A 16,358-nucleotide genomic window follows, 5' to 3' on the forward strand; every position below is an offset into this window, starting at 1 on the left:
CTGAGTGATGTCCGATCTTCGTGACATGTTCTTTGAGGAATGCGACGACCTTCTTGAGGTTCTGTCGACCGGTCTGGATGATCTCCAGAACGGCAATTCAGACGCGGAAACCATCAACGCGATGTTCCGCTCTGTGCATTCCATCAAAGGCGGCGCCGGCGCATTTGGCCTGGATCGCCTGATCAAATTTGCCCACGCATTCGAAAACGTGTTGGACGATTTGCGTTCAAACAAAATCGATGTCGACCCTAACATCACCGCACTGATGTTCTCGGGTTTCGACCACCTGAGCGATCTTGTGGACGCCGCGCGGGAAGACAACGACATGCCAGAGAGCGAAGGCGCGTCAGTGCTTTCCGACCTGAAGCTTGTCACCCAAAATGCCAATGGTGGCGTTGCGGAAGAAGACGACGCCGCAGAAGTGTCCTCTGACGATTTCGTAGCGGTGACGCTGGACATGGGGCTGGACCTCGATCTCGGCGGCGATGGCCCCGGTGATCTTCCGGGCCTGCCTTCCCTTGAGCCAGTCGCAGAAGGCGCCACTCACTTCGTGGTAAAATTCTCTGCAGAACCAGTGCTCTACGCACGTGGGCACGATCCAGCGCTGCTATTCCGTGCCTTGGGTGAAATGGGTGAAATGACCGTTGAGGCTGACACCTCAACAGTTGCACCTCTGGAAAGCCTGCAAGACGCACCTGCGGCCATCGCATGGACGCTTACGCTGCGCCCAGACGACGGGATTGACGAAAGCACGATCCGCGAGATTTTCGAATTTGTGGAAGGCCAATGCAAGCTCGACATCACCGAAGTTGCCGCTGAAGCCGCACCTGTGGTTGAAGCTGCCCCTGTTGTAGAAGAGATCGCCGCTGTGCCGGAAGCTGCCCCTAAGCCTGCAAGCCGTGCAAAGCCCGAACCTGCTGACAAGGAAGCGAAACAGGAGGCCAAAGGCGGAGACGGCGGAAAAAAGTCCTCTGAACCGCGCAACAGCACAATCCGTGTGGATCTGAATCGTGTCGACCGTTTGATTAACCTCGTCGGCGAGCTTGTGATCAGCGAAGCGATGTTGCGCCAGTCGATGAACGAGCTACCGGTTTCGGCCAACAGCGCGGTCAGCGAAGCCATTGGTCAGCTCAAGACGCTCTCCGGCGTTCTTCAGGAAAGCGTTATGGCAATCCGTGCGCAACCTGTACGCGGCCTGTTCCAACGTATGAGCCGCATCGTTCGAGAATCCTCTCGTCAGGCAGGTAAGACCTCTCGTCTGGTCATGGTTGGCGAAGCGACCGAGGTCGACAAGACCGTGACCGAGCGCTTGGTTGAGCCACTGACCCACATGATCCGGAACTCCGTGGACCACGGTCTTGAAAAGGCGGAAGATCGGGTCGCTGCGGGCAAGCCGGAAATGGGCACCATCAAACTGGAAGCTGCACACCGCTCTGGCCGTGTTGTCATCTCCCTGTCTGATGACGGTGCTGGCGTAAACCGCGAGAAAGTGCGTCGCAAAGCTGAAGAAAAGGGTTTGGTACGTCCTGAGGATGACCTGACCGACAGCGATATCGACAACCTGCTCTTCCGTCCGGGCTTCTCCACAGCAGATGAGATCTCTCAGCTGTCTGGCCGTGGCGTTGGTATGGATGTTGTGCGCTCTGAAATTCAGGCGCTTGGCGGCCGCATCAACCTGCAATCCGAACCTGGTAAAGGCACCACGATCACAATCTCCCTGCCGCTCACACTTGCGGTCATGGAGGGCATGCTGATTGAAGTGGCTGGCGAGTCTCTTGTTGTGCCAACTGTGGCGCTGCGGGAAACGCTGCAACCGGGTCAGGCCAATATCCATGACTTCTGCGACGGTGACCGTGGTCTTTCCGTGAACGACTCAATGTTGCCGATTGTGGATCTTGGGGAGGCCTTGGGCTTCCGGACACCGCTGGAAGATCTCAGTGACCAATCGTTGCTGCTGATCGAAGGTGAATCCGGGCGACGCTCCGCTCTTGCCGTGGACGGTATCGTCGAGCAGCGCGAAGTCGTGATCAAAGGTCTGGAGCAGAACTATCACTCCATTCCCGGCATCGCAGCGGCCACCATCCTCGGCAACGGCAAAATCGCCCTGATCGTGGACACCGACCAAATGATCCCCTCACCGGGTAATGGCAACCCAGGACTGCGCAAAGGGTCCGAACTTGTAGAGGTGAACTCCTATGTCTGAACAAGCAACCATTGAAAAGACCGATAACCGCATCGAGATCGTGTCTTTCACCATCGGTGAACAGGCGTTCTGCCTCGACATCGGGCACGTCCTGGAAATCCGCGGCTGGACAAGCACAACCACGCTTCCACATGCCCCCGACTATGTTGTGGGTATGATGAACCTGCGCGGCGCCGTGCTGCCAGTGATTGACCTTTCCATGCGCCTTGGCCTTGGCAAAACCATCCCGGAATCGCGTCACGTGATCATCATCGCGCATATCGATGAGAAGAGCGTGGGCTTCCTGGTGGACGCCGTATCCAACATCATCACGGTCAACACCGAAGAGATGAAGCCAACACCTGAAGTGTCTTCGTCCAAGACTTCGGCCTTCATTCGCGGCGTCTACACTCTTGAAGAGACAATCGTACGCGCAATCGATGTGCACCAGATCATGCCTCAGGAAGCTCTGTCAGCGGCATGAACCAGATGGCGCAACATACCCTTGAAGAGGGAACGATCAGCGATGCGGACTTCACCCGTATTGCGCAGCTTGTGCGGGAAATGATGGGCATCGACCTGCAACCACACAAGCGTACGATGGTTGCCTCTCGATTGTCTAAGCGCCTGCGCGCCACCGGTTTTGAGACCGTTGACGCATACATCGACTATATGCTGTCCCCGCAGGGCAAAGACGAACAATCGCGCTTTGTAAGCGCCTATACGACCAACATGACGCGCTTCAATCGCGAAGGGCATCATTTCGAGCAACTGGCGGAAGAGTTTCTGCCTGATCTCATGGACAAGGCGCGCCGCGGCAAAAGAGTAAGGATTTGGTCTGCTGGATGTTCCAGCGGCGAAGAGCCCTATGGTTTGGCATTCCATGTTTTGGATGCTTGCCCAGAGGCCGCAAGCTTGGATGTGAAAATTTTGGCGACGGATATCGACACCGAAATTCTGGCGACCGCCAAGCAGGGTGTCTATCCGACATCCTCAACCACCGCCCTGCCAAATGGACAGGCAGAGAAATATTTCTCCCCTCACGAAGGGGTGAGAGACCGTAGTTCAGTCAGCGACAAAGCACGCGACCTGATCAGCTTTAGGCGTCTTAACCTGCATGGTGAGTGGCCGTTCAAAGGCAAGTTTGACATCATCATGTGTCGCAATGTTGCGATCTATTTTGATGCACCAACCCAAAGCCGCCTATGGCGCCGGTTTGGTGAACAACTTTGCGACGACGGGCTGCTCTTCTTGGGCCATTCCGAAGGGATCGGTCCGGAACATGCCGAACTGTTTCACACAGTAGGTCGAGGCGTCTTTTCGACAAGCACCTCCCGCGTCGGCGGCACGAACGCTCACGCATCAATGCACATGGGGAACCCAAAATGAGCTTGAAAGATAAGCTACATGTCCTGGTAGTGGACGATATGTCCACCAGCCGTGGTCTAATCACGCAGGCGCTCGATGAAATCGGGGTCGTCAACTACCGCACAGAAAACGATGGTGCAAATGCTTGGCGCAGCCTGGCATCGAAACCTGTCCACCTGATCCTGTCAGACTACAACATGCCTGGCATGGATGGTCTTCAGCTTCTCGAAGGTATCCGCTCCAACAAGGCGACTGCGCGTACAGGCTTCATCCTGATCACCGGCCGTGCAGACCCCGAAACCATCAACAAAGGCGTCAAACTTGGGATGAACAACTTCATCAAAAAGCCATTCCAAACCGCCCAGCTTAAGGCCTGCATCGAAAAGGTCGTGGGGCCCCTGTAAGGGGCTACCATAGAGGATCGCGTATGACAACTCGTACCACCGCAGATGTTTTGGCCACGATTTCCAAGGATGTGGCTGATCTCGCTTCCATCGCTCATGCGTTGGACAATCTGACCAGTGAGTTGGATTTGAGCGGCGCTGATCAGTCAAAAATTCGGGATTTACAGCGCGTGGATGCCTTGTTTCAGCATCTCGATGACATCGCGGTTTTGCTCGGCAACATGTCCAATATGATTGGCGCTGGCCCAGATCTCAATGTGCAGGATCTGAAGGACAGCGTCCGCTTGGACTACCTCAAATCTCGTCTCGCCAACGCGGACCAATCCATCGAAATGTCGCCTGATGCAGGCGCTGTAAACCTCTTCTGATCCACTAAGACTCAGCAACGAATTATTGGGATAACAACCATGAACGCCATGACCAAGATCGCCAACACCGGCGCAGACTCTGCGGAAACAGAGGTCCGTTTTCCAGCTGAAAAAATTCTTGTTTCTGCAACAGATCAGCGTGGCGTTATCACCTGTGTAAGCGAGTCATTTTGCGAAATCGCCGGCTACAGCAGCGATGAGCTCATGGGCGCTCCACACAAGATTGTTCGCCATCCAGACATGCCAAAGGGCGTTTTCTATCTGGTTTGGGAAACACTCAAAGCTGGTCGTCCAATCTGCACCTACGTGAAAAACCAGACCAAATCCGGCGACTACTACTGGGTTTTGGCGGTGATGACAATCACTGAAAACGGCTTCCTCTCTTCCCGGATCAAGCCTGAAGCCGAGCTTTTTGAAAAAACCAAAAAGATTTATTCCACGCTTCTGCGCGAGGAAGCTCAAGGGCTCACTCCAGAGCAAAGTGCGGCAAAGTTCAAGGAAATGCTTGCAGAGGAGGGTTTCCCAAATCTCGAAGCTTATAGCGGATTTGCCCTCAACGCTGAGTTCAAAAGCCGTAACATCATCAGCCCTGAACTTGCCCAGTCGTTCGCATCCATGGATGACTTGGAACTCCTGATCCGCGATATGCAGAATCTTGTCGACAACATCGAACAAGGCTTCGAACGCGTGCGCGGCGAACCGGTTAACCTGCGCATCCTCGCAGGCCGGCTGGAAGGCGCAGGCGCGGCACTTGGGACTATTTCGCAAAACTACGATGCGATGGCCAAAGAGATGCACGGATTGGTCGGACGCCTCCATGACCCTGAAACCGGCGCTCTGCAACAGATGTACAAGGCCGTTGTCTACGGGCGATCAACGCTACAAACATCTCAGCTGTTTGATGAAGCCTTCAAAGCAGCTCAAGCGCAAGAGAACCAATCCGAAGCTGATGCGCGAATGCTCCAAGAGCATGGAGAAAAGCTTCAATCGCTCTGCCGCTCCCGCATCATTGAAATTTCCTCCATTGGCAAATCCATCCCTGATATCTGCCGCAGCCTCCGCCGCCGGATCAACGGTCTCGATGTAGTGAAGCTCCTTTGCAAAGTGGAAAGCGGCCGGATGCGCGATGTCGACAGTGGTCTGGACGGGATCATCGCCCGTTTGGAGAACTTCCACGACAACACCGACCGCCATCTGGCGGAGCTGTCCGGAAAAGCCTCACAGGTCACACAGAAAGGGGCGACGATCTAACAGTCACCCTTTTCTCGATTAGGATTTACCATCAGGGCGCGCACATGATCGGCTTCAAGAAGAAAAACTCCAAGACTGCCAACACGAGCATCAAAACCAAACTTCTGGTCGCTGTTGGCGTTTGCGCCTTGCTGGGATTGGGCGCTGGGACGGTATTTGAGTACTATCTTGAGCAGGGCAACACCGAACGGCGTTTGAGCCAGCGTTATGACTTGGTCGCCGATCTTTTCGCAACGCAGCTCATTGCGCCGACGCAGTTCCAAGATCCTGATCGTATTCGGGCGACGGTCGCCAAACTTCTGGAAAAAGACCCTCAAGTCTCTGCAGTAGATGTACACGCACCTTCAGGCGAGTTGCTCTACAGCTATGATGTTTCAGGTACGCGGGATCAGGCAACAACTGATGCCATCAACGGACTTGACGCGGTCTCTGACACCGCCTCTGGCAAAGCAACTGTTCTTAAGGCTGACGTATACGCGGCTCAACTGCCCATTCAGGCGCCAGGCGCGCGTGGCATCGTGGGGCAACTGAGCTACGCCGTCGACATCTCCGCAGATCGCGCAGCGACGTTACAGGAAGTCATTCTCGACATGGTCCGCACTGCGGTTGCTTCCCTGCTCGCTGTTGGGCTGATCATCTTCCAGCTCGGCAGACTTGTCAGTCGCCCGCTCAAGGACCTCGGAGAGTCCGTCGAGGAAATCGCGAATACAAATTTTGACGCAGAAATATCTCACACCAACCGCGCTGACGAAATCGGTGTAATTGCGCAAAAGCTCGAAACCTTCCGAGATCGCCTAGCAGACGACCAAAAGGCCCGCAAAGAACGCGCCCAAGAAGATGAAACTCAAAAGAAGGTCTTCAACCGTCTGGCCGAAGGGCTTGCAGAAATTGCAAATGGCCAGGTTGGTTGCTCGATCAACAGTTCAGAGTTCGGCGCCCTCAAGGAGGAGCAACTCCGGATCTGTGAAGACTACAATGCATTGCAAGTAAACCTGCACAAGGTGCTGTCAGCGGCTTCGCAGACCGCTGAATCTGTCCGCGCCAGCGCACAGGAGATTTCTGAGAGCGTGGTGGACCAATCCAAACGGTCGGAAGCGCAAGCTGTGACCCTTGAGGAATCTGCAGCAGCCATCGAAACGCTGAGCGCTTCTGTCGAGCAAACTGCTGAAAATGCCGCCGAGGCCAGTGAACGCATTGTGAACAACCGCCATCAGGCGCAGGCCGGTGGCGAAGTGGTCGAGCTCACTGTGGAAGCGATGCGCAACATTGAGCAAAGCTCGGAGCAAATCACAGCCATCATTGGGGTGATTGACGATATCGCCTTTCAAACCAACCTTCTCGCGCTCAATGCCGGCGTTGAAGCCGCACGCGCAGGCGAAGCCGGCCGTGGTTTCGCGGTGGTCGCCTCAGAAGTGCGCGCCCTCGCGCAGCGTGCATCAGAGTCAGCAAACGAAATCAAAGACCTTATCCATCGCTCTGGAGAGCAGGTCACCAAGGGCAGTGAGCTGGTCAACAAAGCCGGTGTGGCCCTGCAGGAGATCATCACCGGCGTGAACCATGCATCCGATCTGGTCGCCCAAATCGCAACGGGGTCGCGTGATCAGGCCGACAATCTCATCGAGATCAAGGAAAGCGTGACAGAGCTGGATCGCGTCACGCAACGCAATGCTGCGATGATTGAAGAAGCCTCGGCCGCAAGCCGCAACCTTTCCGAAGAGGCCAACCGCATGGCCGATGTACTCCAGACCTTCAAACTTTCCGGCGAAGCTGTTGCAACCGCAAGCGCTCCAAAAACTGCAGTGAAAAAACCGCAACAACAGCCCGAACCAGCTCCAGAAGCTGCTAACAAGATGAAGTCCAAAGAGCCGGCCGCTCCAAAACCCGCAAAAGACGCCGAAGCCAAGGCAAAAGAATGGGATGAGGACGCAGCGCGTGATGCGGTTGAGGTCAAATCAAAGGTAAAGAACCCCGCTTCAGCCAAGGCCAAACCGGCCCAAAAGGCCAAAGTGAAAAAGGCGCCGGCGCCAGTTCCCGAAACGAAAACCGATCCAAAGCCCCATAACGTCGCAGCTGCAACGCAGGTCGCGCCCCCAACCTCAACGACAAAGGCCGCGGTTGTGAACCAATCGCCCAACGATCTCTCAAGCGAAGACTGGGAAGACTTTTGACAATCCGTGAGCTGAAAATCAGCACAAATTCCAGGACCGAAACCCTGACACACCAATTAATAGAACGGAACGCGCCATGAGCCTAGCTGAAGCAGAAGCGATCAAAGGATTTAACGTGCAACCCCTGTTGCAGGGCGATGTACAGGTGTCCGATGATAACCAGCTGGTGATGACCACAATCCTTGGCTCTTGTGTCGCCGCATGTATGTGGGACGAAGTCGCAGGTGTCGGTGGCATGAACCATTTCCTCCTGCCGGGTACCGAAAATGACTCCTCCGGCGGCATGAGCCACGGTGTTCATGCGATGGAACTCTTGGTGAACGGCCTCATTCAGGCAGGCGCCCGCCGTGATCGGCTGCGTGTGAAGTTGCTAGGCGGCGCGAAAATGTTCAACAGCCGCATCGACATCGGTACCAAGAACGCGGAATTTGCGACTTGGTTTGTCAAAAACGAAGGCTTTGAGCTGGTGGATTGCTGCCTTGGCGGACAACGCGGCCGCAACTTGCGGTTCTGGCCCGTTGGCGGCCGGATCCAGCGGCGTTTCATGAAAGACACCCGACTTGTCGAAGAAGAAAGCGCACAGCGTATGGCCGCCAAAAAGCCAAAGGTCGACAAAAGCGTTGGCGACGTGCAGCTGTTCTAAACACCGTTTCAAACACATATCTGACTTTGGTTGCCGCCTTTCTGGCGGCAATTTTTTATTGAACTCCAGTCAGTTCGAAGTCGAAGGGATCAGAGCACTCGGGAAAGAAACGCCTTGGTGCGCTCTTCGCGCGGAGCAGAAAACAACTGATCTGGCGGGCCTTGCTCCAAAATGCGCCCTGCCTCAAGAAAACAGACCTTGTCTGCCAGCTCCCGCGCAAAACCCATCTCATGGGTGGCCAGCACCATGGTCATCCCCTGCTTCCTAAGGTCTCGCAGAACGTCCAGCACCTCGCCAACCAATTCGGGGTCAAGCGCGCTTGTGATCTCGTCAAACAGCATGATCTGCGGCTCCATCGCCAAGGCGCGAATGATGGCCACGCGCTGTTGCTGCCCACCCGACAACTGGTCAGGATAGTGGTCCGTGCGATCCCCAAGCCCAAAACGCTCAAACATTTGAGCGACTTTGGGACGAAGTTCTTCTCGCCCATGTCCATGCACGCGACGCGGCGCGAGCATCACATTCTCCAGTGCGGTCATATGCGGAAACAGATTATAGCTCTGAAAAACGATACCGATTTTCTGGCGAATGGGCTGCGGATCCAACCCCGGCTCTGCAATGTCCACGCCATCCAGAAAAATCGCGCCGTCATCAATCGGCTCCAAAAGATTCATACAACGCAGAAGTGTTGATTTTCCGGAGCCCGACGCCCCGATCAAGCAGACCATCTCCCCATCAGCGACATCCAGGTCGATGCCTTTGCAGACCTCGTTTTCTCCAAACCACTTGCGCACACCGCGCAAGGACAACTTTCCCGTCATGTACGCGCCCTATTCTGCTTGTTCATCAGATAATCCGCATATCTGGTGGCCGGTATGGTGAGCGCCAGAAAGATAAGTGCGGCTCCAACATAGGGCGTAAAATTCGCATAAAGCGACTTATAGACACCTGCTTGTCTAAAAATCTCTACCGGCCCAATGAACGACAGCAACGCCACGTCTTTTTGCAAAGCAATGAACAGGTTCATATTCGCAGGCACCACATTGCGAATGGCCTGCGGCAACACCACAAAACGCATGATGTCTCGATCACTCAGCCCCAAAGACGCTGCGGCTGAGCGCTGCGAATGATGAATGGAGTCAATGCCCGAGCGGATGACTTCTGCCACATAGGCCGAGTAAACCAGTACCAGCGCCAAAGTGCCCCAAATGTATGGGCTGTTCCAAGGCCTCGGCAGCCCCAATCCTGGCACCCCAAAGCCTATGATATAAATCACCAAGACAACCGGCAGACCGCGAAAAACATCCGTGTAGGCCATCCCAAACAGGCGTAGCGGAAAGAGCGCAGGCGCGCGCGTGTCCCGGCACAGCGCAATCGCAAGACCTGTCACCGCGATTAGCGGGGCGGACCACGCGAAGATCATCACATTCAGCAAAAAGGCTTCAACAAGGCCGGGAAATGTCGCGGCAAAGACCCGGCCGTTGAAAAACGACCTTTGAACCGCCTCCCACCCCGGTGCCAACGGCACAAGAAAAAAGATGGCCAGCCCCACGCTGATCGTGGAGATGAGCGCAATGCGGGTGGCACGCCGCCGTACATTCGCTTCATAAAGCTCTCGACGTGTTGGCGCTTTGGCGCGACTACTCACCGCGCCGTTGCCGACCTTGGAGGTAGTCATTTACTTGATGACCGGAACGCCAGTGGCTTCGGCAAGCCATTCCGCCTCAATCGCAGCCAGCGCTCCACTTTCGGAAAGGTCCGTGATTGCAGCATCCACGCATTCCCGAAGCGGGTTACCCTCTTCCATCAGCAAGCCAAACTTATCAGGGTTTTCAGACTGCTCCGGCGGAAACTGCCCAAGCAGCGTGCCACCATCAACAACCACGGCAGACAGATAAAGCGCTGTCGGCAGGTCATAAAGCGCTGCATCAATCTGTCCCGCCATAATCGCGGCATTCACGTCAGCATTGTCATTGTAAAGCAAGGGATCACTTGCCGGCTTGACCACTTCGGCCAGGATCGGAAGCGCCGTGGTGGTGGCCACAGCCCCCCATTTGAGGCCTTGCAAACTGTCCAAAGTTGCTTCTGCACCTGCATCCACCACGCTCTGTGTGGTCAGAACAGCCATTGAGGAGACATAGTACGGCAGGCTGAAATCCACCATTTCCTCACGCTCCGGCGTGATGGAATATTGCTGCATGTTGAAATCAAAGTTTTTTGCACCAGGTTGGATTGCCTCATCAAAACTTGTTCGCACCCAGGTTACCTGATCCGCACTGAACCCCATTTTGTCCGCAATGGCATAGGCAACAGCGGCCTCAAACCCTTCGCCGCTCTCAGGAGCGTCGTTCATAACCCAAGGATAATAAGCCGGGTTGCCAGTCGCGATTGTCAGCGTGCCCTCAGAAAGCGTCTTGCCCGCAGCACAGGTGCCCTCCCCCATTGCGAAGGCTGCAACCGACGTGCACATCAACGCCAAAGCTGAACTTGCTATCAATTTCATCAAACATCTCCACGAATTTCTATTTGGCGACAGGTTCTTACGCGCGAAGGGAATTGTCCAGACCAGCACGGGATCAATCGCCCCGACCTGCACTCAACTTCACAACCCGAAAAAATATGCGTCAAAAATCTAAAGATGCGCCATGGACAGCAGAAAACCAAGGGTTCCAAACCCAGCCAAGTACGCACTACTGTCTAGAATGTCTTGTAAGATATTTAGCTGACGACATTTTCAGCTAAATGGTGCGGTCGAGAAGACTCGAACTTCCACTCCGGTTAAGGAACAGCGACCTCAACGCTGCGCGTCTACCAATTCCGCCACGACCGCACTTGCCCTGGTGGGTGAGGGGCTAATACCTAGGCTCGCCGGGGAAGTGAAGCGAAAAATGCCCTTCTTCAGATATTTTTTTGGCTGCCTCTCAGAGCACCAAAAAAGGCGCAGGCCTCAAAGGCCAAACGGTGTGGTTCGCCAATCCTCAATTGAAGCCGAGCCCAAAAACACTTAGGTGCCTATCAACAGCATAGACGGCAGGTTCACATGGTAGAATGGATCCACAGCGACGGTTTGGTTGACTACGAAACCGCTCTTGAATTTATGGAGCAACGCGCAACAGCCATTGCCGCCGGTGAGGCTGAGGAGTGCATCTGGCTGTTGGAACATGCCCCGCTCTATACGGCTGGTACCTCTGCAAAAATTGATGATTTGGTCGATCCAGAGCGCTTTCCTGTGTATCAGGCCAGACGCGGCGGCGAGTACACCTACCATGGCCCAGGTCAGCGTGTGGTTTATGTGATGCTCGATCTCAGCAAACGTGGCAGAGACGTCCGCGCCTTTGTGAAACAGCTTGAGACCTGGGTGATTCAGACCCTCGCGGAATTCAATCTGAAAGGCGAAATTCGCGAAGGCCGCGTGGGCGTCTGGATCGAACGCGATGACAAACCATTGCGCGCTGACGGCTCAAAATCCGAAGACAAGATCGCAGCAATTGGTATCCGCCTCCGGCGCTGGGTCAGCTTTCACGGCATTTCGATCAACGTTGAGCCGGATCTTTCCCACTTTGGTGGTATCGTGCCCTGCGGCATCACTGAACATGGGGTCACCTCACTTGTCGACCTCGGCCTGCCAGTCACGATGGACGATGTCGACGTTGCTTTGAAACGCAATTTTGAGTTGGCGTTCCCCTCCCCTGCAGAAGTTTAAGAGCCTCACACCTCCTTGATCTGAGACCATTGTCGGGATTGCTGCTGAGCCTTTTCTAAGGCCCGCTAGGGGCGCTCGCGGCTCAACAAACGCGATGCCCCACAAAGGCATTAGAAAGCGCGCCGGATCGTCGCGGGTGCTGGAAATAGGGCTTTTTCGCCCCATTTTCAGTTGCACTTGGTCGTCCCTTGCTTGAGAAATTTATCTTGCGCAACGCGTCGAACACCCATTCATCAACGAGGTTACTCTCATGAAATTCCTAGCAGCAGCAACAGCGGCACTTCTCGTCGCTTCGCCAGTTCTCGCAGAAGGCGACGTGGAGGCGGGCGAAAAAGGCTTCAAGAAATGCAAAGCATGCCACACAATCGCTTCTCCTGATGGAGAGGTGATCTTCAAGGGCGGCAAAACCGGTCCGAATCTTTACGGCGTGATCGGCCGCGCGGTTGGCTCTGAAGACTTCAAGTACGGCGCAGGGTTGCAATCCGCCAATGAAGCCGGTGCGGTTTGGACAGAAGAGATGCTGGCGGCTTATGTGGTCGATCCAAAAGCGTGGCTGTCAGACAATGGCTACGAAACCAAGTCCAAGATGACCTTCAAACTCAAAAAGGGTGGCGAAGACGTTGCCGCGTATCTGGCGTCTGTCGCGCCTGCTGCTGAGTAATTCGGAGCACATTGCCACCGGCAACGTCCCCAACTTAACAGAAAGCCCCATGTCAGACCGCTGACATGGGGCTTTTTTGATGTGGTGGCTGAGGCAAATCCCGCCAGCCTGACCGAGAATTACTCGAGTTCTACTAGCAGATCTTTCGCATCGATCTGACCACCTGCAGAGACATGAACGGCTTTGATCACCGCGTCACGTTCAGCATGGATACCGGTTTCCATCTTCATCGCCTCAATGGTCAGCAGAAGGTCGCCCTCTTTGACCTGAGCCCCCGTTACTGCCGCAACAGAGGCAACGACACCCGGCATGGGCGCGCCGATGTGGTTGGCATTGCCAACTTCAGCTTTAGGGCGCGATGCGGTCGACGATTTGACCAGACGGTTTGGCACGCGAATCACACGAGGCTGACCGTTCAGCTCAAAGAACACCTTCACTTCGCCGTTCTCGTCTGTCTCGCCGATGGCTTGCAGACGGATCTCAAGCGTCTTGCCTGGATCGATTTCCGCCGTGATTTCTTCGCCAGGTTCCATGCCATAGAAGAACGTGCGGGTTGGCAGCGACCGAACCGGCCCATACTGACGGTGACGCCCCATGTAATCAAGGAACACCTTGGGATACATCAGGTAGCCGTTCAGATCCTCATCATCCACTTTGAAGCCCTCAAGCTCCGCCGACAGATCTGAGCGGGTTGCCTCCAGATCAATCGGCTTCAGATGCTTTCCGGGACGCTCGGTGTTGGGCTTTTCGCCTTTCAGCACCTTGTCAATGATCGCGGACGGGAAGCCGCCGTGTGGCTGGCCAAGATTGCCGCGCATCATGTCCACAACGCTATCCGGGAAGGCCAGCTCGACGCTTGGATCCTCGACTTCTTCGCGGGTCAGGCCTTGGCTTACCATCATCAGTGCCATGTCACCCACAACCTTTGACGATGGGGTCACTTTCACGATATCGCCAAACATCTGGTTGACGTCCGCATAGGTCTGAGCGACCTCATGCCAGCGCTCCTCGAGACCAAGGCTGCGCGCCTGGGCCTTCAAGTTGGTGAACTGGCCACCAGGCATCTCGTGCAGATAGACTTCCGACGCAGGTGCCGCGAGACCGCTTTCAAAGGCGGTGTACTGCGCACGTACACCTTCCCAGTAAGCGCTGATTTCGCGGATCGCACCAATGTCCAGCCCCGTATCGCGATCAGTGTTGCGTGTCGCCTCCACGATGGAGCCAAGGCATGGCTGCGAGGTGCCGCCAGAGAAGGCATCCATAGCCGCATCAACCGCATCAACACCCGCTTCTGCCGCGGCCAGAATGGTTGCGCCAGCAATGCCGGAAGTATCATGCGTGTGGAAGTGGATCGGCAGGCCGACCTCTTCTTTCAGCGCCTTCACAAGCATGCGCGCAGAGGCTGGCTTCAGCAGGCCGGCCATATCTTTCAGACCCAGCACATGCGCGCCTGCAGCCTCAAGCTCTTTGGCCATACCAACATAGTAGTTCAGGTCATATTTGCTCCGCGCCGGATCAAGCAGATCACCCGTGTAACAAATCGTGCCTTCACAAATCTTGCCGCTTTCAACCACTGCGTCCATGGCGACACGCATGTTTTCAACCCAGTTGAGGCTGTCAAACACGCGGAAAACGTCAACGCCGGTTTCAGCCGCCTGCTTCACAAAGGCCTGCACCACATTGTCCGGATAGTTGGTATACCCAACACCGTTGGACGCACGCAACAGCATCTGTGTCAGCACGTTTGGCATGCCTGTGCGCAGATCGCGCAGACGCTGCCATGGACATTCCTGCAGGAAGCGGTAAGCCACATCAAAGGTCGCCCCGCCCCAGCATTCAACAGAGAACAGCTCTGGCAGGTTGGCCGCGTAGCTTGGCGCGACTTTGATCATGTCGATGGAGCGCATCCGCGTTGCCAGCAGCGATTGGTGACCATCACGCATGGTGGTGTCGGTCAGCAACAGCTTGCTTTGCGCTTTCATCCAGTCAGCAACAGCCTGTGCGCCCTGCTCTTCCAGCAAATTGCGCGTACCCGGCTGCACATCACCGCGCTTCTCTGGCGGCAGCGGTGCTTTCAGATCGGCAGGCGGCATTGGCCGATCCGTTGTTTCCGGGTGGCCGTTGACAGAGATATCAGCGATATACGTCAACACCTTAGTGCCTCGGTCGCGGCGCTTGGCAAATTGGAACAGATCCGGTGTCTCATCAATAAACTTGGTGGTGTATTGATTGGACAGGAAGGTCGGGTGCTTTAGCAGGTTTTCAACAAAAGCGATGTTGGTCGACACGCCGCGCACACGGAACTCGCGCAGCGCGCGGTCCATCCGCTTGATGGCCTTCTCTGGTGTTGGCGCCCAGGCGGTCACCTTGGTCAACAGGCTGTCGTAGTAGCGCGTGATCACGCCGCCTGCATAAGCCGTACCACCATCAAGACGGATGCCCATACCGGTGGCTGAGCGATAGGCCGTGATCCGGCCATAGTCCGGGATGAAGTTGTTCTGTGGGTCCTCGGTTGTCACGCGGGTTTGCAGCGCATGACCATTGAGGCGGATGTCGTACTGGCTCGATTTACCGGTCGCCTCAGAAAGGGATTTGCCTTCCGCGATCAGGATTTGCGCCTGCACGATATCGATGCCGGTGACCTCTTCGGTCACGGTGTGCTCCACCTGAACACGCGGGTTCACTTCGATGAAGTAGAACTTGCCGGTTTCCATATCCATCAGGAATTCAACGGTGCCAGCGCATTCGTAGTTCACATGCGCACAGATCTTACGGCCAAGCTCGCATAGCACCTCGCGCTGAGCTTCAGACAGATAAGGCGCAGGCGCGCGCTCAACCACTTTCTGGTTACGGCGCTGAACCGAGCAATCCCGCTCATAGAGGTGATAGATATTACCTTGCTGGTCACCAAGGATCTGCACCTCGACGTGGCGGGCGCGGGTGATCATCTTTTCCAGATACCCTTCGCCATTGCCAAAGGCGGCCTCAGCTTCACGGCGCCCTTCCAGCACCTTCTCTTCCAGCTCATCTTCGCCGTGGATCGGGCGCATGCCGCGACCGCCGCCGCCCCAAGAGGCTTTGAGCATCAGAGGATAGCCGATCTCGGCTGCCTCTGTCTTGATGGCTTCCATGTCATCGCCAAGCACTTCGGTCGCCGGGATAACTGGCACACCGGCCGCAATCGCCACTTTCCGTGCAGAAGCTTTGTCGCCCAGCGCGCGCATGGTTTCAGCCTTGGGGCCGATGAAGGTGATTCCGTTGGCTGCACAGGCATCCACAAAATCCGGGTTCTCCGACAGCAGACCGTAGCCCGGGTGGATCGCATCTGCGCCGCACTCTTTGGCGACACGGATGATCTCGTCGATGCTCAGATAGGCCGCGACAGGCCCCATCCCTTCGCCGATCCGATAGGCTTCGTCCGCTTTGAAGCGGTGCAGGCCAAGTTTGTCCTCTTCGGCAAACACGGCCACAGTTTTCTTGCCCATCTCATTGGCAGCGCGCATCACACGGATCGCGATCTCGCCACGGTTGGCAATTAGGATTTTGGAAAATTCGGTCATGGGCAGGCTCCCCCTCGCTGGTGTCTGTCCGAGTGTGTGTGAAGGCCTTA

At 55.7% G+C, this 16,358-nt stretch carries 13 protein-coding genes, 1 tRNA gene and 1 pseudogene; 10 read left to right on the forward strand and 5 right to left on the reverse strand.

Annotated features, from left to right (window positions below; translation table 11 throughout):
• Nucleotides 1-7 precede the first annotated feature (7 nt).
• The 8 genes from J7400_RS16315 to J7400_RS16350 all read left to right on the forward strand — a co-directional run bounded on the left by J7400_RS16315 (nucleotide 8) and on the right by J7400_RS16350 (nucleotide 8,384).
• A complete protein-coding gene (locus J7400_RS16315) occupies nucleotides 8-2,203 on the forward strand; it encodes a chemotaxis protein CheA (protein ID WP_209065149.1) in 2,196 nt (731 codons plus the stop codon).
• Complete coding sequence (locus tag J7400_RS16320; RefSeq protein WP_209065150.1) at nucleotides 2,196-2,666, forward strand: chemotaxis protein CheW; 471 nt, start codon at nucleotides 2,196-2,198, stop codon at nucleotides 2,664-2,666. The genes J7400_RS16315 and J7400_RS16320 overlap by 8 nt, the downstream gene beginning before the upstream one ends.
• Complete coding sequence (locus J7400_RS16325) at nucleotides 2,663-3,571, forward strand: protein-glutamate O-methyltransferase (RefSeq protein WP_209065151.1); 909 nt, start codon at nucleotides 2,663-2,665, stop codon at nucleotides 3,569-3,571. The genes J7400_RS16320 and J7400_RS16325 overlap by 4 nt, the downstream gene beginning before the upstream one ends.
• On the forward strand, nucleotides 3,568-3,954 hold the full coding sequence (locus J7400_RS16330) for a response regulator (RefSeq protein WP_209065152.1): 387 nt from the start codon (nucleotides 3,568-3,570) through the stop codon (nucleotides 3,952-3,954). Before J7400_RS16325 ends, J7400_RS16330 begins: the two co-directional genes overlap by 4 nt.
• Before the next feature lie 23 nt (nucleotides 3,955-3,977).
• Nucleotides 3,978-4,322 carry a hypothetical protein gene (locus tag J7400_RS16335; RefSeq protein ID WP_209065153.1) on the forward strand — a complete coding sequence of 115 codons (345 nt, stop codon included), beginning with the start codon at nucleotides 3,978-3,980 and terminating at the stop codon, nucleotides 4,320-4,322.
• Nucleotides 4,323-4,361: 39 nt separating this feature from the next.
• Nucleotides 4,362-5,573: a PAS domain-containing protein gene (locus J7400_RS16340; protein WP_209065154.1), complete on the forward strand. Its 1,212-nt coding sequence runs from the start codon at nucleotides 4,362-4,364 to the stop codon at nucleotides 5,571-5,573.
• A 44-nt stretch (nucleotides 5,574-5,617) separates the two neighbouring features.
• Nucleotides 5,618-7,741 (forward strand): methyl-accepting chemotaxis protein, encoded by a 2,124-nt coding sequence (locus J7400_RS16345; protein WP_209065155.1) that lies wholly within the window; start codon nucleotides 5,618-5,620, stop codon nucleotides 7,739-7,741.
• 76 nt (nucleotides 7,742-7,817) lie between these two features.
• The gene (locus J7400_RS16350) at nucleotides 7,818-8,384 is read left to right on the forward strand and encodes a chemotaxis protein CheD (RefSeq protein ID WP_209065156.1); all 567 of its coding nucleotides are present in this window, start codon (nucleotides 7,818-7,820) and stop codon (nucleotides 8,382-8,384) included.
• Nucleotides 8,385-8,473: 89 nt separating this feature from the next.
• On the opposite strand, the gene J7400_RS16355 is transcribed toward J7400_RS16350, so the two are convergent.
• From J7400_RS16355 to J7400_RS16370, 4 genes are all read right to left on the reverse strand, one after another.
• Nucleotides 8,474-9,205, reverse strand: coding sequence for an amino acid ABC transporter ATP-binding protein (locus tag J7400_RS16355; protein WP_209065157.1), 732 nt, complete (start codon nucleotides 9,203-9,205; stop codon nucleotides 8,474-8,476).
• Nucleotides 9,202-10,062: an amino acid ABC transporter permease gene (locus tag J7400_RS16360; RefSeq protein ID WP_209065158.1), complete on the reverse strand. Its 861-nt coding sequence runs from the start codon at nucleotides 10,060-10,062 to the stop codon at nucleotides 9,202-9,204. The genes J7400_RS16355 and J7400_RS16360 overlap by 4 nt, the downstream gene beginning before the upstream one ends.
• Nucleotides 10,063-10,890, reverse strand: coding sequence for an ABC transporter substrate-binding protein (locus tag J7400_RS16365; RefSeq protein ID WP_247738862.1), 828 nt, complete (start codon nucleotides 10,888-10,890; stop codon nucleotides 10,063-10,065).
• Between the two features lie 237 nt (nucleotides 10,891-11,127).
• A tRNA-Leu gene (locus J7400_RS16370) sits at nucleotides 11,128-11,214 on the reverse strand.
• Nucleotides 11,215-11,415: 201 nt separating this feature from the next.
• Here J7400_RS16370 and lipB point away from each other — a divergent pair.
• Nucleotides 11,416-12,087, forward strand: a pseudogene (gene lipB, locus J7400_RS16375) (lipoyl(octanoyl) transferase LipB); the annotation flags it as partial.
• 250 nt (nucleotides 12,088-12,337) lie between these two features.
• The gene (locus J7400_RS16380) at nucleotides 12,338-12,748 is read left to right on the forward strand and encodes a cytochrome C (protein WP_209065161.1); all 411 of its coding nucleotides are present in this window, start codon (nucleotides 12,338-12,340) and stop codon (nucleotides 12,746-12,748) included.
• Between the two features lie 119 nt (nucleotides 12,749-12,867).
• On the opposite strand, the gene J7400_RS16385 is transcribed toward J7400_RS16380, so the two are convergent.
• Nucleotides 12,868-16,308: a pyruvate carboxylase gene (locus J7400_RS16385; protein ID WP_209065162.1), complete on the reverse strand. Its 3,441-nt coding sequence runs from the start codon at nucleotides 16,306-16,308 to the stop codon at nucleotides 12,868-12,870.
• Nucleotides 16,309-16,358 lie beyond the last annotated feature (50 nt).

The organism is Shimia sp. R9_2, from assembly GCF_017743735.1.
In the GTDB taxonomy this organism is placed as follows: Bacteria; Pseudomonadota; Alphaproteobacteria; order Rhodobacterales; family Rhodobacteraceae; genus Shimia.